This is a genomic window from Lacinutrix venerupis, assembly GCF_003663945.1.
In the GTDB taxonomy this organism is placed as follows: Bacteria; Bacteroidota; Bacteroidia; order Flavobacteriales; family Flavobacteriaceae; genus Lacinutrix; species Lacinutrix venerupis.
In genome coordinates, this window is sequence record NZ_RCCH01000002.1 from 275,409 (window position 1) to 298,679 (window position 23,271).

The following is a 23,271-nucleotide window of genomic DNA, read 5'->3' on the forward strand; positions in this document are numbered from 1 at the left end:
ACGTTTAAATGAGACAAACCGATAGACATTTTAAATTCGATTGGATTACTATTTTACTGTTCTTTATTTTAGCAGGCTTTGGTTGGTTAAATATCTTATCGGCTTCACATTCTGGTGAAATAGTTGACTATTTTAGTTTTACAGAATTTTACGGTAAACAGCTTGTATTTATTATACTTTCAATAGTATTAATCATTCTTATTCTATCTATAGACGCTAAGTTTTACGAAAGGTTTTCAAGTATTATTTACTTTGCTTCACTTCTCTCCTTAATAGGTCTATTTATTTTTGGAAAAAATATTAACGGCGCTACTTCATGGTACGATTTAGGAGGCATGACATTGCAACCTAGTGAATTTGCAAAAGCTGCAACAGCATTAGCTGTTGCTAAATATATTAGCGATTTGCAAACCGATATTAAACAGTTTAAACATCAAATTAGAATTTTTGCAATTATTGTAATTCCGGCTTTTTTAATTTTATTACAAAAAGATGCTGGAAGTACATTAGTGTATGGTGCATTTTTCTTTGTTTTATATAGAGAAGGACTTCCTAAAATTTATCTTATTTTAGGTTCTATACTTATAGTATTAGCTATTTGTGCTTTAAAATTTGGAGTAATTGTAACTATGCTTGTTGCAGCTATTGTAGTATTTGGATATTATTTCACTTTAAAGAAAAAGCCTTCATTTTTTCAACCTATAATAGCTTTAGTTATTGCATTACTTATCTCTTTTGTTGTGCGTTACACTTACGATTCGCTTTTACCTTTTCATCAAAAAGATAGAATTACTATTTGGTTAAGCTTAGAAAAAGATGCCGACAAATTAGAAAAAATGAAAAAAGAAGCTGCCTACAATCTTTTAGAAAGCGAAAAAGCTATTAGCGCTGGTGGTTTTAAAGGCAAAGGTTTTATGGAAGGTACGAGAACTACAGGTAAATTTGTACCAGAACAGCATACAGATTACATTTTTACTACCGTTGGTGAAGAATGGGGATTTATAGGCAGTTTTGGAGTAGTACTTATTTTTGTGCTCTTAATTTTAAGAATACTTCATCTAGCCGAACTTCAAAAATCTCAATTTAGTCGAGTCTATGGTTACGCTGTGGGAGCCATATTATTTATACACTTTCTAATTAATATAGGTATGGTTATGGGCTTGATACCAACCATTGGGATTCCACTACCCTTATTTAGTTATGGTGGTTCTGGTCTTTGGGGATTTACTATTCTTGTATTTATTTTTGTTAAATTAGATTCTAATAGAATAAATGAATGGTAATTATTTAACTATTAAATTTTGTTTTTAGTTTTAATATTCACTTTTAACTATTCACTTTTTATCAGTAGCTTTGTAACACTGAAATTTTTCCTTTGAAAATAACCGAACAAATAAAACAACCTATTGCTTACGAAATGGATCTTTTTGAACAAAAGTTCCGTTTAGCAATGGCCTCTAAAGTTGCTTTATTAAATAGAATTACACATTACATTGTAAACCGAAAAGGCAAACAAATGAGACCAATGTTTGTATTTCTTGTTGCAAAAATGGTGTCAAATGGAGAGGTAAAAGACAGAACTTATAGAGGAGCATCTGTTATAGAATTAATACATACCGCTACTTTAGTGCATGATGATGTTGTAGACGACAGTAATAAACGTCGTGGTTTTTTTAGCATTAATGCATTATGGAAAAATAAAATAGCAGTACTTATTGGTGATTATTTATTATCTAAAGGCTTACTTCTTTCTATAGATAATAATGATTTCGATTTACTAAAAATTATATCTGTTGCTGTACGTGAGATGAGCGAAGGTGAGTTGCTTCAAATTGAAAAAGCCAGACGCTTAGATATTACAGAAACAATTTATTACGAAATAATTAGACAAAAAACTGCAACATTAATTGCTGCTTGTTGTAGTCTTGGTGCAGCTTCTGTTAAACCAGATAGCCAAGAAGTAGAAACGATGCGGAAATTTGGAGAATTAATAGGTATGGCTTTTCAAATAAAAGACGATCTTTTCGATTATGGTTCTACAAGTATTGGAAAACCAACTGGTATAGATATTAAAGAACAAAAAATGACTTTACCACTTATTCATGTTTTAAATACAGTAAGTAATAAAGAAAAGAAATGGCTTATAAACTCTATTAAAAACCATAATAAAGACAAAAAACGTGTAAACGAAGTTATTGCTTTTGTAAAAGATAATGGTGGTTTAGAATATGCTGTTAAAAAAATGAAAGCTTTTCAATACGAAGCGTTACAAATACTACAACAGTTTCCAGATTCCGATTATAAATCTTCATTAGAGTTGATGGTGAATTACGTAATAGAAAGGAAGAAATAAAATACTTTTCTTATTTAAAAAAATAAAAAAGCCAGTAACTAAATTTAGCTACTGGCTTTTTAAATAATTATTCTACTAGGAAATTAATCGATAATTAATTGCTTAGTTACAGCTCCTGCGTTGCTTTTTATAGTCATAAAATAACTTGCACTACTTAAAGAAGAAACATCAATAGTAGTATTATTTTCTACCGTTCCATTTAAGTTATAAGTTTTTACAACACGACCAGTAATATCTGTTATAGTAGCTTGCTCAAGTTGTTCTTGATTAGGATTACTAATAGTAAGCATATTACTTGCTGGATTTGGAAATAAACCTATAGTTATATTATTAATTGAAAAATTATCAACGCTTAAGTTTTCATCTTGGAAATTAGGACGTAATAGATACGAAACATTAAAATTAAAATCTTCGTTATTAGACCATGTTCCATTTGGGTTTGTTGGCCAGTTAACCCAAGTTGTACCTGGAGTAAAAATCTGAGTAGTTGTTGCTAATGTAATATTAAAAGCACCTTCTTCTATAGCTACAAGGTATTGACCTGGAGCAAGCGTATAAGGCTCTACAGCAATAGGTGCTGTATACACATTAGAACCAGCTACTAAAGTAACAGGATCTGTTTGTGCTATAATTGCATTAGGCACACCTCCAACCATGTCCCAAACCGTTACATATGTTGTTGTACCAGCTAATTCTCCATTAGTATCTTCTAATTGAAATGTAACAGAAGAAATATCTTCGGTAACTAAAACATCAAATTGTTGACCAAGTTGACCGCTAGTTCCTGCTCCAATACCTAATGTACCTGTAACTGTATTATCATCTCTTGCATAAGTATTAGTAGTAACTACAGTGTCCATAGTTGTAAAAGTATTGTTAGTAGCATCTCCATCTGCCTCAGTAATTGTTACTGTATAAGTTGTTGAATACGTTCCTACTGCAGTTGGTGTAAATCCTGTAAATGTAACATCTTGAGTTGCGTTTCCTGCAATAGAATATGGTGCACTAGACTCTGTATATACAGTTGCATTTGTAGCATCTGTTACAGTAACAGTAGCAATTGCATTAGTTACTGCTCCAGCCTGCGTGTTTTGTATAGTTGCATTTGTTCCTACTGAAGAAATTTGCTCTAGTGGAATTTGAGTATATTGATTTTGTAATTCTCCTGAACTAGTAATTGCCACATCAAAAGCAGGTGGCACCTCTACAGAAACATTATTTATCATTAAAACAAATTGATCTGTAGAATTATTTCTCCAAGCTATATAAATAGTACTTCCTGTATAGGCAGTTAAATCTACAGATTGAGTAGACCAAACAGCACCAGAAGCAGCAGTAGTTGAGTATACTACATCTGTAAAATCTGCAACTGCATTACCTGTTGTAGATACACGAACTTCATATCCATCTGGATAACCTGCATCTTGAGCTTCTTCCTCCCAAGTTAATACTGCATTACCCGTTAGTGTTATTGCAGGAGTTACCATCCAATCGTCCGACGTACCTGCTGGATTATACCATGATGTACTCATAGCAACAACGTCTCCTGTATTATCAAAATCATCGGCTTCAATCCATGCAGATGTAAATTGAGCTACAGAAGCATTAGGTGTCAAGCCATCTTCGTCGTATAATGTCCAACCAGCTAGTCCTGGTCCAGAACCATCAAAGTCATCTTCAAATAACACTTGCGCAAAAGTGACATTTATAGATAATAATAGTAATAGTAAAGTAATTTTTTTCATACCCTTAAAAATTTTGTTGATTAATAATAGCACTAAAATACATAAAAATAATTCAATAAAAACCGTACTTTACTGCTAATTAAATGGAGAATAGAGAAATTGTTTGAAATAAAAGCATAAAATGTGCTTTTTTTAAGATTTTAAAACAAGACTGTTTTTTTAAAAATTAAAAAAAAAGTAGATTTTTTTAATATCTAGGCAACCATTTATTTAAATTTTGCGTCTTTATAAATAGAACCACTAAACTAAAAGTTTTTTGAAAGTCATTCAACTCTATAAAAATGAAACAAAGCTTATAAAAAGAGCTCAAAAAAACAATCGTGAAGCACAACACGTATTGTATGAGTTGCATGCACCAAAAATGTTAAGTGTTTGTAGATATTATATTAAAGATCTACAACATGCAGAAGAAGCAATGTTAAATGGATTTTTTAAAGTTTTTACAAACATAAAAAGTTTTAAAAACGAAGGTAGTTTTGAAGGTTGGATAAGACGCATTATGGTTCGTGAATCTATATCCTTTTTAAGACAACAAAAAAATATAGAATTTGCGGTAGAAGATATAGATATAAAAAATGATTATTCAGACCATATAAATAGTGAAATTGAAGTAGAACACATACAAGAAATTATAGACAAACTACCAGAAGGTTATAAAATTGTTTTTATAATGTATGCCATAGAAGGCTATAAACACAGTGAAATTGCCAATCTATTAAACATTAATGAAGGCACCTCAAAATCACAATTATTTAAAGCACGAAAATTGCTTCAAGCAGAAATAAAAAAATTAAACACATCGAGTTATGGCACCAATTAAAAATGAAGAAGATATGAAAAAGAGGCTCGAAAAAAGAACAATTCAGCCTTCAGCTAAAGCTTGGGAGACACTATCTCAACGTTTAGATAACGAGGAAAAAAAGCATAATAAAAAAGGACTATGGTGGCTTGGCATAGCTGCAAGTATTGTTGGTATATTATTAGTAACAAATTTATTTTTTTCTTCTAAAACAAATAATAACAACACAATTATTGTTAACCAAAATAAAACTCAAAACACTCAAAAAATAGAAAAACAAGAAATAGAAAGAGTAATTCCTAAAAACGAAGTAATTGTTGAAGTTAAAAGAAATATTAAAAAAACAAATAGTAAGAATCTTAAAGTTTCTAATGAGTTAGCCATAAATAATAACAGTAAAAAAACTCCAATTAAAAATAAAGAAACCTTAAATAACTTACCTCAAAATAATACTATTATAACTGAAATAAAAATACCCAAAATAAAAAAACAACCTATTGAGAGAGATGAAGTAGATATGCTTCTTGCTCAAGCAACAGAAAGTATTAAAAGTAAAAAAACTATAAATAAACATACACCTATTGACCATAACGAGTTACTAATTGCTGTAGAAGACGATCTAGACGAGAGATTTAGAGATAAAATACTAAAAACGGTAAGAAAAGGCTACCAAACGGTAAAAGAATCGGTTGCAGAACGTAACGAATAACCATAAAAAATCATCAATAAAAATCAATTATCAACATGTGCTGGTACTACTATCTGCACCCAAAAACGAACATTTATGACATCAATTACAAAGTACATTATCATTGCTATATTAGCAATATTCGCTTCTAATGCTGCTGCTCAAGACAGTATTCCAAAATCTAAAGAACAAAGCATTAAAACATTAAAACAAAACATTAAAAATGAAGAAAAAGAGGCATTAAAAATTGAAGTAGAAGCAATAAACCAACAAGTAACAGAAAAAAAAATTACTTATGGTCAAGCAGAAAACCTAAAAGAAATAGCCGCAAAAAAACGAGCTTTAAATATTGAAAATAGAATATTAATTCTTGAAAACAAATTAGCTTTTTACGAAAGAAATAACCTGCCAACACCAATAGATGAAAATGGTAATTTAAAAAGAAAAGAATACGATCTTTTCTTTAAAGACCTAAATAGCGTTAATAGTTTTACAGGCGTTACAGTTGTTAATCCAGAGAAGAAAAAAATTAAATACGATACTCGCACAACTTTTGAACTATCATATGCGGGAGGTTTTAACAATGCTATTGTAGATGGTGGAAGCTTAAACGATTCTCCATACGACATACAAGATTCTGAATTTTGGGAAATAGGCTTAAACTGGAAAACAAGACTTGGAGTTTCTGGAAATGCTCCAAGAATAAAATATGGTTTAACTTTTCAAACCAATAGATATTCTTTAGAAGACAATAAAATATTTGTTCAAAACGGAAACACGACAACATTAGAACCTTTTAGTGAAAATTTAAAACTAGCCGAGTTACGAATTACAAACCTTGTTATTCCTTTTTATTTTGAATTTGGTAAAATGCGTAAAATTGAAAAAACAGATTATGTAAGATATGTTAACGATGGTAAATTTAAAATTGGAGTTGGTGGTTTTGCAGGACTAAGAACCGGAACTATGCAAAAACTAAAATATAAGCAAGATGGTGATAGAGTTAAAGAAAAGATTAAACGAAATTACAATACAAACCCAATAGTTTACGGTGTTGGTGCGTATATAGGTGTTGGAGATATTAGCTTATACGCTAAGTACGATATATCTAAAACTTTTAAAAATGATGCCTTAGATCAAAACAATATTTCATTAGGAATAAGAATGGATTTTGATTAAAACTAAAAAACCACTGCTAATTAAACATTAGCAGTGGTTTCTTTTAAAATATTAACACAATTTCATTAGTTAATTATAGCTTTTAAGTAACTTATATAAGTCTATAAAAAATACTAACTTTCGGTTTATTTTAATAAGCTCTTATTTAAAATAAATTGAAAATGTTATAAAATTGCACATTGGCTAATGAAAACTAAATTACATATCTTCAAAATTGTTGCAAAACACTTAAGTTTCACAAAAGCTGCAGAACAACTACACATCTCTCAACCTGCTATTTCTAAAGCTATTAAAAATTTAGAACAGGAATACAAAACAACTTTATTTATAAGAAAAAGAAACTCTATAGAATTAACAACAGAAGGAAAGTCTTTTCTAATTTACACCAATAAAATTTTAGAAATCTATGCTCAAATGGACGAGAAATTTTTACATAAAAAAGATGAGTTTCCAAATTTTATCAATTTTGGTGTAAGCACAACTTTGTCTAATTATATTATACCCAAAGTTATTGCTAAGTTTACAACTCAATATCCACAAACAAAATTTAATATAGTTAGTAATAATTCTGAAAATATTGAGAATTCAATTTTAAATGAAGATATAGATTTTGCAATTACAGAAGGTAGTACTGCAAATCCAAAATTGCAATTCGAAAAATTTATTAAAGATGAAATAGTTCTTGTTACCAATGTAAATAATAATGCATTTCAAAAAGGAAGTATTGATATAGACACCTTAAAAGAAATCCCAATCGTAGAACGCGAAAGAGGATCCGGAACTAAAGTAATTATAGATACTTTTTTATCAAAACACAATGTAAAACAACTTAATGCTGTAGTATTCTTTAATAGTACTGAAGCGATTAAAAATTATTTATATCATTCAGATCATTATGCATTGCTTTCAATTCATTCTATTTCAGATGATTTAATAAATAATAAACTCAAAATAATAGACATTAAAGATTTAAGTATTGAGCGGTGGTTTTATTTTGTTAATAGAACCGGATATTTATCGCAAACCTTCGAATACTTCAAAACATTTATTCGTTACAATTATAACTTTTAGTTATCCTCAATAACTTTTTAAATTGCTAAAAAGTTATCCGTGCATACTATTTTTATATTGAATAATACTAAACAGTATGAAAGCTTATTTATCTAAAACAATTTACTTCCTTATAATTATTATTGCTCTATTAGGCTATATAAACAGTCCAACAGCTTTAATTCTAGGTTTTATTTTTACTATTATTTTTAATAATCCTTTTAAAATATATAGCCACAAAGCCATTCACTATTTTTTAAAAATATCGGTAGTAGGATTAGGCTTTGGTATGTTTATAAAAGAAACTTTACAAACGAGTAAAGAAGGACTAAGTTTAACCATATTCTCCATAATTTTAACGGTGTCTTTAGGTTTAATATTGACACGTGTTTTTAAAATAAACTTAAAATTAGGGCATCTTATAACATCTGGCACTGCTATTTGCGGAGGAAGTGCGATAGCAGCAATTTCACCAGTTATAAAAGCTAAAAGTAAAACTATAAGCGTTGCATTAGGTATTGTATTTTTATTAAATTCTATAGCATTATTTGTATTTCCTGCTATTGGGCATTGGCTAAATTTAACACAAGAACAATTTGGTTTATGGTGTGCTATTGCTATACATGATACAAGTTCGGTAGTTGGAGCTGCATTAGGTTATGGAGAAGAAGCGTTACGTGTAGCCACAACAGTAAAACTATCAAGAACATTATGGATTATACCTTTATCTATTTTCTCTATGTTTCTTTTTAAAACAAAAGGCGAAAAAATAAAGATTCCTTATTTTATTGTTCTGTTTATTGCAGCAATTATAATAAATAGTTATCATATTTTACCAGAACCTATAACTCAATCTATTGTTACAATTTCTAAACGTTTTTTAATAGTAACATTATTTCTTGTAGGTTCTACAATTTCTATAAAAGACTTAAAATTAACAGGCACTAAACCTATTTTTTTAGCACTGTCACTTTGGATATTTATTTCAATATTCTCATTAATTTATATTCTATAAATAAGCCTAAAGCTTAGTTGCTTTTATTTCAAATATTAAAGGATACAATTTATCTTTTGTTGCAAACATTCCTGATGATGTTTTTTCTAATGCTGGTAATACATCGTAAGGACTTTCGTTATATTCATTTAAATATTCAATATGCAAACCAGCTTCAGTTAAAGCGTTTATAACCTCACTTAAACCGTGATTCCAACCATATTCTTTACTTACCATTTTTGAGTTTTGGTTAGCATAAGTTCCTTCATATTCTTCGTAAATTACTTCATCTTGCATGTAACCATATTTCATAATAGATTTATTTTCTAAATAGTCAAACATCCAAACAATTGGGTGAAACTCTGCCATGTAAAATGTGCCTCCTTTTTTTAGTTTTTGAGCTATCATTTGTCCCCAAGGTTTTAAATCTGGCAACCAACCTATAACACCATAACTAGTAAACACAATATCAAATTCACCATCAACGTGCTTAGCTGTGTCAAGTACATTACAACACACAAATTTAGCATCTAACTCTAATTCTAAATTTAACTGCTGCGCAAGTTTTATTCCTTCGTCACTTAAATCTATTCCTGTACATTTTGCACCTAATCTACTCCAACTTAAAGTATCTTGACCAAAATGACATTGCAAATGCAATAGCGTTTTTCCGTGTACATTACCTAAAGCTTCTCTCTCGTATTGCATTAAAGAAGATTTTCCTTTCTTAAAATCATCCATAGCATACATATCACTTTTAGCATGTACTTTTACCTTGTCGTTCCAAGTAGCTTTATTTGTGCTAAAATATTTAGAATTAGTACTCATATCTTGTTGGTATTTTACCAAAACTAATTAATATTTCTTAGTTTTGAAAGAAAACCAAAATCCATGTACAGATTACTAATTATTTGCTTACTTCTTTTTTCATCTTGTAAAGAAAAAGAACAAAAAAAAGAATATACACTAGCCGAAAAAATTGCTAATGCGCATGGATTCGCAAACTGGGATAAAGTTAAAGCATTTCATTTTACATTTAATGTTGATAAAGACAGTTCTCATTTTGAGCGTTCTTGGATATGGAAACCTAAACTAAACGAGGTTACCATGCTTACAAAAGAAGATACAATTACCTACAACACATTTAAAGTTGAACAAGAAAGTTTAAAAGCAGATCGTGCTTTTATAAACGACAAATACTGGGCACTCTTACCATTTCAATTAATATGGGACAAAAGTGCTACGCTAAGTGAGCCTTCTATAACCGAAGCTCCTATTAGCAAAAAACAACTTAACAAAGTCACTTTAACCTATCCTACAGATGGTGGTTATACTCCTGGAGATGTTTACGATATTTTTTATGATGATAACTATAACATTAAAGAATGGAATTTTAGAGAAGCTAATGCTACAGAGCCGTCTATGACAAATACCTTTGAAAACTATAAAGATTTTAATGGAATTAAAATAGCTCAAGAACATAAAATGGCTGAAGGCAACTGGAACCTTAACTTCACCAACATTAAAGTAATTACAGAATAACATTAAAAAACAACCAAGTGTCAAACTATAAATTAGGCAGCGATTACGCTAAGCAATTAGATAAAGAAGATAAAATTTCACATTACAGAAATCAATTCCATATTCCTAAAGATAAGGACGGAAACGATTGGTTGTACTTTACTGGGAACTCCCTTGGTTTACAACCAAAAGCTACAAAAGAGTACATAAATCAAGAGTTAGAAGATTGGGCAAACCTTGGTGTAGAAGGACATTTTGAAGCTAAAAATCCTTGGATGCCTTACCATGAATTTTTAACCGAAAGCATGGCAAAAATTGTAGGAGCAAAACCTATTGAAGTAGTTATAATGAACACCTTAACTACCAATTTACACCTGTTAATGGTTAGTTTTTACCAACCTACAAAAACAAAATATAAAATTGTAATTGAAAGTGATGCTTTTCCTAGTGATAGGTATGCAGTACAAACACAATTAGAGTTTCATGGTTTTGATGCTAATGAAGGTGTGATAGAATGGAAACCTCGTGAAGGCGAAGAGCTTTTAAACATAGAAGATCTAGAAACTATTTTAGAAGAACAAGGTGATGAAATTGCATTATTACTTATTGGAGGTGTAAATTACTACACAGGACAATATTTAGACATCAAAAAAATAGCAGAAATAGGTCATGCAAAAAACTGTATGGTTGGTATCGATTTAGCGCATGGCGCAGGAAACATAAAACCAGACTTCCATAACTCTGGAGTAGACTTCGCTGCTTGGTGTACGTATAAATATTTAAATGCTGGACCAGGAAGTTTAGGCGGACTTTTTGTACACGAAAAACATGCGCATAATAAAGACTTAAAACGCTTTGCTGGTTGGTGGAGTCATAATAAAGAAACACGATTTAATATGCGTCAACCGTTAGACGTTATTCCAGGAGCAGAAGGTTGGCAACTTAGTAATCCGCCCATTTTATCTATGGCTGCAATTAAAGCTTCTTTAGATATATTTAATGAAGTTGGTATGGATGCACTTCGTGAAAAATCTGAAAAACTAACAGGTTATTTCGAGTATTTAATTAACGAATTGAATAACAATAAGATTAAAATAATCACGCCAACCAATCCAAAAGAACGTGGTTGCCAATTATCTATTCAAGTAAAAGATGCAGACAAAAACCTACACAAACAATTAACCGAAGCAAATATTATTACAGATTGGCGAGAACCAGATGTAATACGTTGTGCTCCTGTGCCTTTATACAACTCCTTTGAAGATGTATATAAAATGGTAGAAAAATTGAAAGAGATCTTAGATTAATTATTTTGAAGAGTATCAATAAAATAATTACAGAAGAAACAATTTTATTAAAAATTAAAAAGAAAAGTGATATATCATTTTGGCATTATCAAATCTTAGGGCTTCTTAGTTTTTTTACTAATCATTCTCATGATTATTTTATTATTACAAATCGCAGAATTATAATTGAAATAAAAGGAGAAATAATAATAAATCAAGAATATTCCGATTTTAAAAAATTAAATTTCAATGCTTTAAATGACACTTTAAAGTTTTCAAATAAAGAAAATATAGAACAAACAATAGCATTGCAAAAACTCAGATTATCTTATGAAGAGATTCAATATATTAAAAGCGTACTAACCTAAATGAGTAAAAAAGACAACATACTAATTATAGGAGCAGGACTTTGTGGCTCACTATTAGCCTTACGTTTAGCACAACGTGGTTACACAGTAAATGTTTACGAAAGCAGACCCGATTTACGTGCTACAGATATTTCTGCTGGTAGATCTATTAACCTTGCATTATCAGATAGAGGATTAAAAGCCATGCGACTTGCAGGTGTTGAAAACAAAGTAAAACCACTTTGTATTCCTATGTACGGAAGATTGGTTCATGATACTGAAGGAAATACTTTTCCTTCCAATTATTCTGGAAGAGATAACGAATATATTAACTCTATTTCTAGAGGAGATTTAAATGGCTTATTGCTAACCGAAGCAGATTTGTATGACAACCTTACTATTCATTTCAATAAAAAATGTACAGGTGTAGATATAGAAAATAATATAGCTAGCTTCTACGATTATAAAACTAAAGAAGAATTTACAGCCAAAGGCGATGTTATTTTTGGTACAGATGGTGCAGGTTCTTCGCTTAGAAAAAGCTATTATTTAGAACGTAAATTTTTATTTAGCTACTCGCAAAATTATCTTACACATGGTTATAAAGAGTTAGAAATTCCCGCTTCCGCGGAAGGAAAACATCTTATTAGTCAAGATTATCTTCACATTTGGCCAAGAGGCGATTACATGTTAATTGCGCTTCCTAATTTAGACGGAAGTTTTACAGTAACGCTATTTTTAAGCTATGATGAAGGTGAATATAATTTTAATAATTTAACAACAGAACAAGCTATAAAAAACTTTTTCAATTCAAAATTTCCAGATGCATTAGCGCTAATTCCTAATATAGCTGAAGAGTTTGCCAACAACCCAACAGGCGCATTAGGAACAGTAAAATGTTCACCTTGGCATTATAAAAACAAAAATGTTATTTTAGGAGATGCTGCACATGCAATCGTTCCTTTTTACGGCCAAGGGATGAATGCATCGTTTGAAGATGTTACCGTTTTCGACGCTATTTTAGAACAACACGAAGGCGATTGGGAAACAATTTTTAAAGTCTACGAAAAAACTAGAAAAGCAGATACAGATGCTATAGCAGATTTGGCAATCGATAATTATTACGAAATGCGTGATCACGTTGCAAATCCTATTTTTAAAGAAAAACGAGTAATTGAAATGGCTTTAGAAAAAGAATTTCCAAACAATTATTTTTCTAAATATTCTATGGTTACTTTTAAAGAAGACATTCCTTACCATACAGCAATGACAAAAGGAAGAGCGCAAGACAAAGCTATTTTAAACCTTTTAGTAGATAAAAAAATCACAATCACCGAAGATTTAAATAGTATATTAAAAAAAGTACAACTAGAAACAGAAGCTATTTTAGAAGAAGATAAAATTGCTGGATTGAAGTAAATTAAAATTAGCAAAAATGAAAATAATTTAGGGCTTAAAAATTAACTTAGTAAATTATAAAGTCCTCAGATCAATTCAAAAGAATTGAAACATCAAGGCGAAGAATAGATGAAGAAAAGCTCCGAAAACAGGAGAACGCAGTTCGACGCGGAGTTTTTAAATCGGTTTCAGTTTGCAAAACTGAAAATTCCTTGGCTAGATCGTGATTTTTTGGTTCGTTTTGCATCAAGGCAAAATGAACAGAGATAAAAAAGAAAATATGAGTAATAAAAACAATGAGATTCTTGCTTCTGCAGGAACTAAGGTAACACCAAGAGGAGCATATCCACACGTAAAACAAGTAGGCGATTTTATTTTCGTATCAGGAACTAGTTCTCGTAGAGCAGACAACAGCATTGCTGGTGTAGATACTATTGATGAAATGGGCACCAAAAAACTAAACGCCTACACCCAAACACAAGAAGTTTTAAAAAATATTGATACCAACCTTAAAAAAGTTGGAGCAAGTTTAAAAGACGTAGTAGATGTTACTTCTTTTTTGGTAAACATGAACGATTTTGCAGATTACAACAAAGCATATGGTGAGTTTTTTGACAAAGAAACAGGTCCAACAAGAACCACAGTTGCTGTGCACCAATTACCGCATCCTGATTTGGTGGTAGAAATTAAGGTAATGGCTTATAAAAAACAGTAATTAAGCTATTTAAACCTTGCAAATTTTGAATTATAAAATGTAAAATTAGATACAGGAATTACTGCATTCATTTTTAAATTATACCAAGGAGAAATATTTATATTTTCAAGATTTTTCACCAAATGTACACTCTGCGCAGGAGTATTACCTTGAAATAACAAAAACAATTTTTCTCCTTTAGTATTTATAGCTTCATCACCAAGCATAACAATATGTCCTGGACTTCCTCCTAAAATAAGCATATCTCCTATTTTCAAATCTTTAACCTCTGTAATTTCTTCCAATTCTTGAGATAGAGACAAAGTGCCAGAATACATGTATATTAAATTAAGATATTTGTAAAAATTGGATTTTGTATAATCTACAGAAGCTGTTTTTTTAAAAGTTACTTTATTACCATTAATTATAGGTCTATATCCTTCTGCAAATTTCTTCCAAGAACAATAATGCCCAGATGTAAAATTAAAGCCAATCTCATCCTTTCTATTGTTATCCCAAAGATATTCGCTTCTTATTCTAATTAAAGCATCTGCACATTGCTGTAAACCGTTTTTAGGGACTGTAATATCTAAAATTCCTATATGTCCTTTTTGCCAATAATATTGACTGTTATTATAATTAATTATTTTAGTACCGTATGGTTTTAATTTATAATTACGTAAATAATCTTGAAATGAACCTTTAGCATAATTTACTCTTTTAAAACCTTTTGGTAAGTTTACTCTAGATCTAATTGTTAAACTATCTTTATTAATTAATCTTGGTTTTGAAACTACTCCTTTAGCAATATAATTAACTGTTTTATTTAAAGGTTTAAACTGAAATAATAGAGCAACAACCACAATAAGAAAAAGTAACAGAAAGAGATTTTTTTTCATATATAATTAATAAACAGTTATTAAGGCTCAACTTATAAAACATTAATTTTAAAAAATTATTATTTAGCAGAATTTATTTTTTGTAACTTATATAAAAATTTTTGTAATGAAACTTCCTCAAAGATTAGAATATGCATTAAGAAAGTTATATAATGCCTTCCATAATGGAACTTTAAATCCTGAATATTGTACAAAATGTGCAGTTGGGAATATTTGTGATAATCTTGATTTTTGGACGCATTTAACAGACGTACATGGGTCTGTAAAATTAAACTATGTCGGAATGGTAAATCAAAATTTTGGCAAACGCTTTTTTGGTTACACTCCTTTAGAGCTACTACAAATAGAAGCTAAATTTTTAAAAGGTTGTGGTTATATTCTTCCACTTGACGGAAGTAACAAAAAACCACAAAACCCAAAAAATAAAACGGTATTATTTAATGGTTTAACTGAAGTTATAGCATTTTTATGTGAATTAGATAATATAGAAAATGTTATGAATTATTCAAAACTGTTCGAGATTGAAAACAACAAACCCAAGTATTTAATAGATTCTGTTCTTTAAATAAATATTCTCTCTAATTAATACAACTTACAAAATACTATAAAAAAAACCAGCACTAATAGGTGCTGGTTTTTTTATATAATGCCAAATATGGCTTAGATATTAACCTCCAAAGTCATCGAATCTAATATTCTCATCGTCGATTCCAAAATCTTCTCCCATTTTTTGAACCGCCTGGTTCATTAATGGTGGTCCACAGAAATATAATTCTATATCTTCTGGTGCCTCATGTTTAGATAAGTATTGATCGATTACTACTTGGTGTATAAATCCTGTAAATCCATCTCCATTAGGGTCGTTAATGTCTTCTTTTAATTTCCAGTTATCTGCTTCAGTAGGATCTGAAAGAGCTATAAAGAATTTGAAATTCGGGAAATCTTTTTCTAATGCTCTAAAGTAATGGATGTAAAATAATTCTGCCTTAGAACGTCCTCCATACCAATATGTTACTTTTCTGTTTGTTTTAAGCGTTCTAAATAACTCGTATAAGTGTGAACGCATTGGTGCCATACCAGCTCCACCACCTACATAAAGCATCTCTGCTTCAGAATCGTTAATAAAGAACTCTCCATAAGGTCCAGAAATAGTACATTTATCTCCTACTTTTAAATTAAAAATATAAGATGATGCTACACCTGGATTTACATCCATCCAACCACCTTTTGCGCGGTCGAAAGGAGGTGTTGCTACACGTACATTAAGCATAATTTTTCTTCCTTCTGCAGGATAAGAAGCCATAGAGTAAGCACGTTCAACCAATTCGTCATTTTTCATAACTAAAGGTCTTAATCCAAATTTATCCCAATCTGCTTCAAATTTATTTGGTTCTCCTGGATGATCTTCAGGGTGTGCAGTAATATCCATATCTGAATATTTTACTTCACATTTTGGAATTTCAATTTGAATATATCCTCCTGCTTTGTAGTCCATATCCTCAGGAATTTCTACTACAAATTCTTTAATAAAGGTTGCCACGTTATAGTTAGAAACTACAGTTGCTTCCCATTTTTTAATTCCAAAAACTTCTTCTGGAATAGTAATTTCCATGTCTTGTTTTACCTTTACTTGACAAGACAAACGCGCACCATGAGCTAATTCTTTTCTAGAAAAGTGAGGTGTCTCGGTTGGTAAAGCTTCTCCTCCACCTTCTAAAACGTGACATTCGCATTGAATACATGTACCACCACCACCACAAGCTGATGGTAAGAATATTTTATTATTTCCTAAAGTAGAAAGTAAAGTTCCTCCTGAAGCTACTTCTATCTCACGCTCACCGTTAATCAAGATTTTTACAGGTCCTGATGGTGATAATTTTTGTTTAACAAATAGTAGTAAGCTTATTAATATTAAAGCTATTAATAAAAACGCGACTACTGTTGTTATTATAATTCCGAAATCAACTGCTAATATCATATTACTCTACTATTTTAGTGTTTTCTGCTAATTCTTTAGCTTGTTCAGTTTCTAATTCTTCAACTTGAGAAGTTGGTGTAGAAGTTGGTTCTCCTTCTTCATCTCCTCCTGTTAACATTCCACCAAAACTTAAAAATCCTATTCCCATTAAACCTGTAATAATAAATGTGATTCCTAAACCTCTTAATGGAGCCGGTACATTAGAATATCTAATTTTTTCACGAATAGCTGCAATTGCTAAAATTGCTAAAAACCATCCTATTCCAGAAGATATTCCATAATTAAGTGCTAATCCAAAAGATTCTATTTCACGAGATTGCATAAATAATGAACCACCTAATATAGCACAGTTTACAGCAATTAGTGGTAAGAAAATACCAAGTGAATTATATAATGAAGGTGAAAATTTTTCAACAACAATTTCTACTAATTGAACCATAGTTGCTATAGTAGCAATAAACATGATGAAAGATAAGAAACCTAAGTCCATACCAGAGAAACCTTCTCCGTTTGTACTTCCATCTATCCATGCTAATGCACCTGGTTGTAATAAATACTGGTCTAATAACCAGTTTAATGGTACCGTAATCGCTAATACAAATATTACTGCTGCTCCAAGTCCAACTGCTGTTGCTACTTTTTTAGAAACGGCTAAGTATGAACACATACCTAAAAAAACCGCGAATACCATGTTGTCAACAAAAATTGACTTGAAAAATAATTCTAAATGTTCTATCATTTTTTTATTTTTTTAAAATTTAGGATAACACTGTGTGTTAATCTTCAACTAAATCTTTATTTCTACTACGTTGTACCCAGATAATTAATCCAACAATTATTAATGCCATAGGAGGCATTAACATAAATCCGTTGTTTTCGTAACCTAGTGCATATACTCCAGTCATTTCGATTGGATCTCCTAAAACAGGAATTCCAAATAATGTTCCAGAACCTAATAGCTCTCTAAAGAAACCTACAATAACTAAAATTACTGCATAACCTAAAGCATTACCAATTCCATCTAAAAAAGATTGCCATGGTTTGTTTGCTAAAGCAAAAGCTTCAAAACGTCCCATGATAATACAGTTGGTAATAATTAAACCAATAAATACAGATAACGTTTTACTTAAATCGTAAGCAAATGCTTTTAATACTTGATCTACAATAATTACTAAGGCTGCAACTACAATTAGTTGTACAATAATTCTAATTTTTGACGGTATAATATTTCTCATTAAAGAGATAACAACATTACCAACACCTAATACAAATAATACAGCAATTCCCATTACTAAAGATGCTTTAAGCTCTGCAGTAATTGCTAAAGCAGAACAAATACCTAATACCTGAATAGTAATTGGGTTATTATCTGCTAATGGATCTGTAATTAACTTTGCGTCTTTTTTTGAAAGTAGTCCCATATTAGTTATTATTATTTTTTAAGTTTTTAAAGTATGGTAAATACAATTTTAAATCTTTTTTAATCATTGCAGATACACCATCTCCTGTAATTGTTGCTCCAGCTAAAGCATCAACTTCAAAATCGTCTTTTATCTTATTTACTGGATCGTTATTTCCTTTAGCAACATTAATTCCTTTAAAGACACCTGCATCTGTTAAAAGTTTTTCACCATAAAAATCGTCCATAAAGTAACGTTGCTTAATATTTGCTCCTAAACCAGGTGTTTCTCCTGCGTGATCAAAAAACGTTCCTTGAACTGTCATGCTTTCGTCTAAGCCTACATAACCCCAAATAGCATCCCAAAGACCTTTTCCTCTAATTGGCACAACATAAATAGTTTTACCGTCTTGAGTTCCTTTAAATAATGGTAAAAATCTAGATTCACCATTTTTTGCTTTAGTTTGCTCCTTTTTAATATCTATTAAATATGGTTCTATTCCAGCTCCTTGGTCTTTAGAATTTATGAACTCTTCACGAGTCATTTCTTTTAAAATCTTACCATCTTTTGCTTCAAGAACAATTTGCTCTTTTATATTAGCTTTAAATGCATCTGAAACTTTTTCTTTAGATACAAAAGTAATATCTCCTGTACCTTCATTTTCATTTACACCAAAAGCATATAAAATATTTTGTTGCTTTTCAATCTCTTTATTTTTTGTAATTGCTGGTTTTAAAGAAGACGCGGTAAACGCTAATAATGAACCAACTACCACAACCATTGCAATAGCAAAGAGTATTGTATATGAATTTTTTTCTGTATTAACTGCCATAATTATGCTGTTTTAACTTTTAAACGTTTCATTCTTCGTTTTACATTTCCTTGTACCACATAATGATCGATTGTTGGAGCAAAGACATTCATTAATAAAATGGCTAACATTACTCCTTCTGGATATGCTGGATTAAATACACGAATCATAATAGAAATCATACCTATTAAAAATCCATAAATCCATTTTCCTTTGTTTGTTTGTGATGCTGTTACAGGATCTGTTGCCATATATACTGTACCAAATGCAAAACCTCCAATTAGTAAATGCATCCAGAAATCTGTACTCATTAAGCCATAAAACTTACTTGATTCTGTAATCCATTCTGCTGAAACAACTCCGTTAAAAATTAATCCCATTACAATGGCTCCTAATACAGAAGATAACATTATTCTCCAACTTCCTACTTTAGAAAAAATCAAGAATAATCCTCCTAAAAGAATTAACAATGTTGAAGTTTCACCTATAGAACCTGGAATAAAACCATAAAATGCATTCCATACATCTCCAGCAGAGTCTAACATGCTAGAATTATTTTGTGCTAGACTTCCTAAAATTGTTTCTCCAGATAATGCATCTGGTGTTGCTCCTGGTGCTAAATCTTGTACTCTAGGATCTGCTCCATGAACCCAAACTTTATCTCCAGACATCCATGTTGGGTATGCAAAGAATAAAAATGCACGAATTGTTAAAGCAGGATTAAGAATATTCATTCCTGTTCCTCCAAAAACTTCTTTTCCTATTACTACACCAAAAATAACAGCTACTGCTAACATCCATAATGGAATATCAATAGGTACAATTAATGGCACTAACATTCCTGTAACTAAGTAACCTTCTTCTACTTCATGTCCTTTTATTACAGCAAAAATAAATTCAACTATTAAACCTACAACATAAGATACTATTACTAGAGGTAGCACTTTCCATGCTCCAACAACAAAATTATCCCATGTTAAAAAATTTCCAAATAAGGAAACTTCTCTTGTTACACCTGCTAAGGTATCTATTGCAGAATAATGTTGGTAACCTGCATTAAATATTCCAAAGATTAAACATGGTACCATTGCCATAATAACAATGTTCATGGTACGTTTTAAATCGTCTGCAGCTTTAATATGAGTTCCGTTATGTGTGGTCTCATTTGGTAAGTATAAAAAAGTATGGATTGCGTTAAACGCAGGAGCCATTTTAGTGCCTTTATACTTTTCTTTTAAGTTATGTAAATTACTTTTTAAACCCATTATCCTATCTCTTTATACATTAAATCAAGACCATTTCTAATAATGTCTTGGTGTGGCTGTTTAGACACACAAATAAATTCTGTTAAAGCAAAATCTTCTGGTGCAACTTCGTACATTCCTAGAGCTTCCATTTCATCTAAATCTTGATACATACAAGCTTTTAATATTTGAAGTGGAAATATATCTAAAGGAAATACTTCTTCATAAGAACCTGTTAAAACAAAGGCTCTATGCTCACCATTAGTATTTGTATTTAAATCGAACTCTTTTTTAGGTGTCAACCATGAAAATGTTAACGCTCTAGAAGTCGATACTTTATTAAAAATTGGTTTATTCCATCCAAAAAACTCATAATCATCTCCTTCTGGTATTACAGAAATTACATTGCTGTAATAATCTAAAGCACCATCTGGTTTAACTTGTTTTCCAGTTAACACATTTCCTGAAATAATACGATCGTTACCATCTTTATCTACTCCATTATCATAAACCATAGTCGCAATTTCGCTTCCTATTTTGGTTCTAAAATAACGTGGCTTTTTAACAGATGATCCTGCTAAAGCAATTGTACGCTCTGCATTAAACTTTCCTGTTAATAATAACTCACCTATAATAACTAAATCTTGAGCAGCAACAGTCCAAACTGTTTCTCCCTTATTTACTGGGTCTATTTTATTAATAAGTGTCCCTACATTTCCTGCTGGATGTGGCCCAGACACTTTGTGAATGGTAGCATTAGATAATCCTGCTAATGGTGAGTTATTACTTTTACCAACTCCTATATGCACCTGACCTTCTGTTAATTTAGCTAAAGCTGAAACTGCTGCTTGCAATTCTGCTTCTTTTCCTGCTAAAGTATAATCTAAATCTGCTGCTAAAGGCGCACTTGCATAACCTGATATAAAAATTGCTTTTGGCGCTACGTCTGGTTTTGCAACAATATCATAAGGACGTTGCTTTACAAAAGCCCAACAACCTGAAGCTAATAACTTTGCTTTAATATCTTCAGCTTTTGCTGAATCTACATTTAAAGCTCCAAAATCTTCAAAAGATTGCTCTTTATCGGCTTGAATTTTTATTGAAAGTATTTTACGTTTTTCTCCACGAGCAATTTCAATTACCTCTCCAGAAACTGGCGAAGCAAATTTTACGTTTTCATTGGATTTATCGTAAAACAAAGCTTGTCCAGCTTTTACTTTTTCTCCAACTTTAAACAATAATTTAGGAATTACACCGTGAAAGTCTTCTGGTCTTACTGTACAAGTATTGCTTATAATGGCATTTTCTGTAGCCTTTTCTGCAGCACCTTTAAGTTTTATATCTAGACCTTTTTTAATCTTAATGTCTTTTGACATGCGTATAAATCTATTTGTTAATAGTTTAGCTATATGATTTTATGATGGTAAAAAATCGCTGCAAAAGTACAAATTAATAATAAAAATTCTTCCCATTATAGCATACAGATAATCTATTTATAATTATTCTAAATAATGATTTCCAATAAGGCATAGATTTTGATTATATTTACCACTCGAAAACCTTTAATAATGGCATTTAACATTAGACATTTTTTATTTATTTTATTAGTTTCAACCTCTGTTTTTAGTCAGGTCGAAGAAATAAATCCTACAGAAGAAATAAAAACTATTACTTTTAAAGGAGACACTCCAGAAAGTCAACTTCCTATTTTAAAACTTGGAGAATCTTTAATTTTAGAGTTTGATGTACTAAATGGAAATGAAGATGATTATTATTACGAAATAAAACATTACAATTACGACTGGACTCCTTCAGTTTTAGTACAATCGGAATATTTAGACGGTTTTAACGAACAACGAATTAGGACTTGGGATAACGCTTTTAACACCTATCAAATTTATTCGCATTTTACTTTAACAATTCCAAATGAACAAACAAGAGCTATAACTAAATCTGGAAACTATCTTATTACAATTTACAATGAAGATGATGAAATAGAATTTACAAGAAAATTTATGGTTTACGAAGACATTGCATCGGTAGGAGTAGCTATAAAAAGATCACGTGATGTTAGTGAAATAAAAGAAAAACACGCTGTGGACATAGCTATTAGCTCTTCAAGCCTAAGATTTAACAATCCTTTACAAACTGTAAAAACAGTAATTATTCAAAATAATAATTTAAAAACTGCCATAAAAAATGTAAAACCGCAATATGTGTTAGGGAATGAATTGCAATACCGTTACACTAAGGAAACTAGTTTTTATGCGGGTAATGAATACCTCTATTTTGAAAATAAAGATTTAAGAGGCGCTAACAATGCTATTCAATTTATACAACTTAAAGACCTTTATAATAGCTATTTATACAAAGATGTATTACGCGCAAATCGTGCTTATACATACAACCCAGATATTAACGGAAACTTTTTAATTACAGCTTTAGATACGGACGATCCAGCTATTGGCGCAGATTATACGCAAGTACATTTTACATTAGAATTAAACAAAGTAAAACAAGGACAAAGCGTACATGTTTATGGTAATTTTAATAACTACGCCATAGACGAAAGCACTCAATTAACATACAATGAAGAAGGAAGCACTTACGAAGGCAAACTACTTTTAAAACAAGGATTTTACAATTATAAATACATAATAAAAAATAAAGACGGTAGCTTTGATGAAAATGCTATTAGTGGTAATTTTTACCAAACAGAAAACAACTATAAAGTATTAGTTTATTATAGAGATTTAGGATCTAGATACGATAGAATAATTGGTGTTGGAGAAGGCAACTCTGTCAACATTACAAACTAAAAGAAAAATATAAAGTTAAATTATACCTTTATTAAACGCTATTATTGTGATAATTAAGCTAATATT

General features: G+C 30.5%; 23 protein-coding genes. 14 read left to right on the forward strand and 9 right to left on the reverse strand.

Annotation, left to right across the window (positions count from 1 at the left end; all coding sequences use genetic code 11):
- Positions 1 to 8 precede the first annotated feature (8 nt).
- Together rodA and CLV86_RS04015 are read left to right on the forward strand one after the other, a co-directional pair.
- Positions 9 to 1,283 carry a rod shape-determining protein RodA gene (gene rodA, locus CLV86_RS04010; protein ID WP_121049921.1) on the forward strand — a complete coding sequence of 425 codons (1,275 nt, stop codon included), beginning with the start codon at positions 9 to 11 and terminating at the stop codon, positions 1,281 to 1,283.
- Between the two features lie 92 nt (positions 1,284 to 1,375).
- Positions 1,376 to 2,353, forward strand: coding sequence for a polyprenyl synthetase family protein (locus CLV86_RS04015; protein ID WP_121049924.1), 978 nt, complete (start codon positions 1,376 to 1,378; stop codon positions 2,351 to 2,353).
- An 83-nt stretch (positions 2,354 to 2,436) separates the two neighbouring features.
- Here the strand turns inward: CLV86_RS04015 and CLV86_RS04020 are convergent, their stop codons facing one another.
- A complete protein-coding gene (locus tag CLV86_RS04020) occupies positions 2,437 to 4,098 on the reverse strand; it encodes a T9SS-dependent choice-of-anchor J family protein (protein ID WP_121049927.1) in 1,662 nt (553 codons plus the stop codon).
- Between the two features lie 256 nt (positions 4,099 to 4,354).
- Here CLV86_RS04020 and CLV86_RS04025 point away from each other — a divergent pair, with 256 nt between their 5' ends.
- The 5 genes from CLV86_RS04025 (at position 4,355) to CLV86_RS04045 (ending at position 8,829) form a co-directional block, all read left to right on the forward strand.
- On the forward strand, positions 4,355 to 4,918 hold the full coding sequence (locus CLV86_RS04025) for an RNA polymerase sigma factor (protein WP_076734062.1): 564 nt from the start codon (positions 4,355 to 4,357) through the stop codon (positions 4,916 to 4,918).
- The gene (locus tag CLV86_RS04030; protein ID WP_121049930.1) at positions 4,905 to 5,606 is read left to right on the forward strand and encodes a hypothetical protein; all 702 of its coding nucleotides are present in this window, start codon (positions 4,905 to 4,907) and stop codon (positions 5,604 to 5,606) included. Before CLV86_RS04025 ends, CLV86_RS04030 begins: the two co-directional genes overlap by 14 nt.
- Before the next feature lie 75 nt (positions 5,607 to 5,681).
- Complete coding sequence (locus CLV86_RS04035; protein ID WP_121049932.1) at positions 5,682 to 6,764, forward strand: hypothetical protein; 1,083 nt, start codon at positions 5,682 to 5,684, stop codon at positions 6,762 to 6,764.
- Between the two features lie 186 nt (positions 6,765 to 6,950).
- The gene (locus CLV86_RS04040) at positions 6,951 to 7,835 is read left to right on the forward strand and encodes a LysR substrate-binding domain-containing protein (RefSeq protein ID WP_121049935.1); all 885 of its coding nucleotides are present in this window, start codon (positions 6,951 to 6,953) and stop codon (positions 7,833 to 7,835) included.
- 76 nt (positions 7,836 to 7,911) lie between these two features.
- Positions 7,912 to 8,829 (forward strand): YeiH family protein, encoded by a 918-nt coding sequence (locus CLV86_RS04045; protein ID WP_121049938.1) that lies wholly within the window; start codon positions 7,912 to 7,914, stop codon positions 8,827 to 8,829.
- A gap of 6 nt (positions 8,830 to 8,835) precedes the next feature.
- Here CLV86_RS04045 and CLV86_RS04050 read toward each other — a convergent pair whose 3' ends face one another.
- A complete protein-coding gene (locus CLV86_RS04050) occupies positions 8,836 to 9,636 on the reverse strand; it encodes a class I SAM-dependent methyltransferase (protein ID WP_121050249.1) in 801 nt (266 codons plus the stop codon).
- Positions 9,637 to 9,699: 63 nt separating this feature from the next.
- Between CLV86_RS04050 and CLV86_RS04055 the strand changes: the two genes are divergently transcribed.
- The 5 genes from CLV86_RS04055 (at position 9,700) to CLV86_RS04075 (ending at position 14,075) form a co-directional block, all read left to right on the forward strand.
- On the forward strand, positions 9,700 to 10,350 hold the full coding sequence (locus tag CLV86_RS04055; protein ID WP_121049941.1) for a hypothetical protein: 651 nt from the start codon (positions 9,700 to 9,702) through the stop codon (positions 10,348 to 10,350).
- A gap of 17 nt (positions 10,351 to 10,367) precedes the next feature.
- Positions 10,368 to 11,636, forward strand: coding sequence for a kynureninase (gene kynU, locus CLV86_RS04060; protein WP_121049944.1), 1,269 nt, complete (start codon positions 10,368 to 10,370; stop codon positions 11,634 to 11,636).
- Between the two features lie 5 nt (positions 11,637 to 11,641).
- Positions 11,642 to 11,983, forward strand: a complete 342-nt coding sequence (locus CLV86_RS04065) for a hypothetical protein (RefSeq protein ID WP_121049947.1) — start codon at positions 11,642 to 11,644, stop codon at positions 11,981 to 11,983.
- A complete protein-coding gene (locus tag CLV86_RS04070; protein WP_121049951.1) occupies positions 11,984 to 13,381 on the forward strand; it encodes an FAD-dependent oxidoreductase in 1,398 nt (465 codons plus the stop codon). It begins immediately after the preceding gene.
- A gap of 259 nt (positions 13,382 to 13,640) precedes the next feature.
- Complete coding sequence (locus CLV86_RS04075) at positions 13,641 to 14,075, forward strand: RidA family protein (RefSeq protein ID WP_121050252.1); 435 nt, start codon at positions 13,641 to 13,643, stop codon at positions 14,073 to 14,075.
- 5 nt (positions 14,076 to 14,080) lie between these two features.
- On the opposite strand, the gene CLV86_RS04080 is transcribed toward CLV86_RS04075, so the two are convergent.
- Positions 14,081 to 14,953: a DUF4846 domain-containing protein gene (locus tag CLV86_RS04080; RefSeq protein WP_121049954.1), complete on the reverse strand. Its 873-nt coding sequence runs from the start codon at positions 14,951 to 14,953 to the stop codon at positions 14,081 to 14,083.
- Positions 14,954 to 15,059: 106 nt separating this feature from the next.
- Here CLV86_RS04080 and CLV86_RS04085 point away from each other — a divergent pair, with 106 nt between their 5' ends.
- On the forward strand, positions 15,060 to 15,518 hold the full coding sequence (locus CLV86_RS04085) for a Na(+)-translocating NADH-quinone reductase subunit F (protein WP_121049957.1): 459 nt from the start codon (positions 15,060 to 15,062) through the stop codon (positions 15,516 to 15,518).
- Positions 15,519 to 15,620: 102 nt separating this feature from the next.
- On the opposite strand, the gene nqrF is transcribed toward CLV86_RS04085, so the two are convergent.
- Genes nqrF through CLV86_RS04115 form a run of 6 tightly spaced genes read right to left on the reverse strand, consistent with a single transcriptional unit; the run spans position 15,621 to position 21,762 of the window.
- Positions 15,621 to 16,931, reverse strand: coding sequence for an NADH:ubiquinone reductase (Na(+)-transporting) subunit F (gene nqrF, locus CLV86_RS04090; protein WP_076734073.1), 1,311 nt, complete (start codon positions 16,929 to 16,931; stop codon positions 15,621 to 15,623).
- A gap of 1 nt (position 16,932) precedes the next feature.
- Complete coding sequence (nqrE, locus tag CLV86_RS04095) at positions 16,933 to 17,670, reverse strand: NADH:ubiquinone reductase (Na(+)-transporting) subunit E (protein WP_076734074.1); 738 nt, start codon at positions 17,668 to 17,670, stop codon at positions 16,933 to 16,935.
- A 37-nt stretch (positions 17,671 to 17,707) separates the two neighbouring features.
- Positions 17,708 to 18,352: an NADH:ubiquinone reductase (Na(+)-transporting) subunit D gene (locus tag CLV86_RS04100; protein WP_076734075.1), complete on the reverse strand. Its 645-nt coding sequence runs from the start codon at positions 18,350 to 18,352 to the stop codon at positions 17,708 to 17,710.
- Position 18,353: 1 nt separating this feature from the next.
- Positions 18,354 to 19,163, reverse strand: a complete 810-nt coding sequence (locus tag CLV86_RS04105) for a Na(+)-translocating NADH-quinone reductase subunit C (protein ID WP_121049960.1) — start codon at positions 19,161 to 19,163, stop codon at positions 18,354 to 18,356.
- Positions 19,164 to 19,165: 2 nt separating this feature from the next.
- Entirely contained in the window at positions 19,166 to 20,407 is a 1,242-nt protein-coding gene (locus CLV86_RS04110; RefSeq protein WP_121049963.1) for an NADH:ubiquinone reductase (Na(+)-transporting) subunit B, read from the reverse strand.
- On the reverse strand, positions 20,407 to 21,762 hold the full coding sequence (locus CLV86_RS04115) for a Na(+)-translocating NADH-quinone reductase subunit A (RefSeq protein WP_121049966.1): 1,356 nt from the start codon (positions 21,760 to 21,762) through the stop codon (positions 20,407 to 20,409). The genes CLV86_RS04110 and CLV86_RS04115 overlap by 1 nt, the downstream gene beginning before the upstream one ends.
- 192 nt (positions 21,763 to 21,954) lie before the next feature.
- Here CLV86_RS04115 and CLV86_RS04120 point away from each other — a divergent pair, with 192 nt between their 5' ends.
- Positions 21,955 to 23,205 carry a type IX secretion system plug protein gene (locus tag CLV86_RS04120; RefSeq protein WP_121049969.1) on the forward strand — a complete coding sequence of 417 codons (1,251 nt, stop codon included), beginning with the start codon at positions 21,955 to 21,957 and terminating at the stop codon, positions 23,203 to 23,205.
- Positions 23,206 to 23,271: the final 66 nt, after the last annotated feature.

Bases quoted from the DNA above. Each gene is read 5' to 3' on its own strand.
- rodA (WP_121049921.1), top strand. From the start codon at position 9: ATGAGACAAACCGATAGACATTTTAAATTCGATTGGATTACTATTTTA.
- CLV86_RS04020 (WP_121049927.1), bottom strand. From the start codon at position 4,098: ATGAAAAAAATTACTTTACTATTACTATTATTATCTATAAATGTCACT.
- CLV86_RS04030 (WP_121049930.1), top strand. From the start codon at position 4,905: ATGGCACCAATTAAAAATGAAGAAGATATGAAAAAGAGGCTCGAAAAA.
- CLV86_RS04035 (WP_121049932.1), top strand. From the start codon at position 5,682: ATGACATCAATTACAAAGTACATTATCATTGCTATATTAGCAATATTC.
- CLV86_RS04040 (WP_121049935.1), top strand. From the start codon at position 6,951: ATGAAAACTAAATTACATATCTTCAAAATTGTTGCAAAACACTTAAGT.
- CLV86_RS04045 (WP_121049938.1), top strand. From the start codon at position 7,912: ATGAAAGCTTATTTATCTAAAACAATTTACTTCCTTATAATTATTATT.
- CLV86_RS04050 (WP_121050249.1), bottom strand. From the start codon at position 9,636: ATGAGTACTAATTCTAAATATTTTAGCACAAATAAAGCTACTTGGAAC.
- CLV86_RS04055 (WP_121049941.1), top strand. From the start codon at position 9,700: ATGTACAGATTACTAATTATTTGCTTACTTCTTTTTTCATCTTGTAAA.
- CLV86_RS04070 (WP_121049951.1), top strand. From the start codon at position 11,984: ATGAGTAAAAAAGACAACATACTAATTATAGGAGCAGGACTTTGTGGC.
- CLV86_RS04075 (WP_121050252.1), top strand. From the start codon at position 13,641: ATGAGTAATAAAAACAATGAGATTCTTGCTTCTGCAGGAACTAAGGTA.
- CLV86_RS04080 (WP_121049954.1), bottom strand. From the start codon at position 14,953: ATGAAAAAAAATCTCTTTCTGTTACTTTTTCTTATTGTGGTTGTTGCT.
- CLV86_RS04085 (WP_121049957.1), top strand. From the start codon at position 15,060: ATGAAACTTCCTCAAAGATTAGAATATGCATTAAGAAAGTTATATAAT.
- nqrF (WP_076734073.1), bottom strand. From the start codon at position 16,931: ATGATATTAGCAGTTGATTTCGGAATTATAATAACAACAGTAGTCGCG.
- nqrE (WP_076734074.1), bottom strand. From the start codon at position 17,670: ATGATAGAACATTTAGAATTATTTTTCAAGTCAATTTTTGTTGACAAC.
- CLV86_RS04100 (WP_076734075.1), bottom strand. From the start codon at position 18,352: ATGGGACTACTTTCAAAAAAAGACGCAAAGTTAATTACAGATCCATTA.
- CLV86_RS04105 (WP_121049960.1), bottom strand. From the start codon at position 19,163: ATGGCAGTTAATACAGAAAAAAATTCATATACAATACTCTTTGCTATT.
- CLV86_RS04110 (WP_121049963.1), bottom strand. From the start codon at position 20,407: ATGGGTTTAAAAAGTAATTTACATAACTTAAAAGAAAAGTATAAAGGC.
- CLV86_RS04115 (WP_121049966.1), bottom strand. From the start codon at position 21,762: ATGTCAAAAGACATTAAGATTAAAAAAGGTCTAGATATAAAACTTAAA.
- CLV86_RS04120 (WP_121049969.1), top strand. From the start codon at position 21,955: ATGGCATTTAACATTAGACATTTTTTATTTATTTTATTAGTTTCAACC.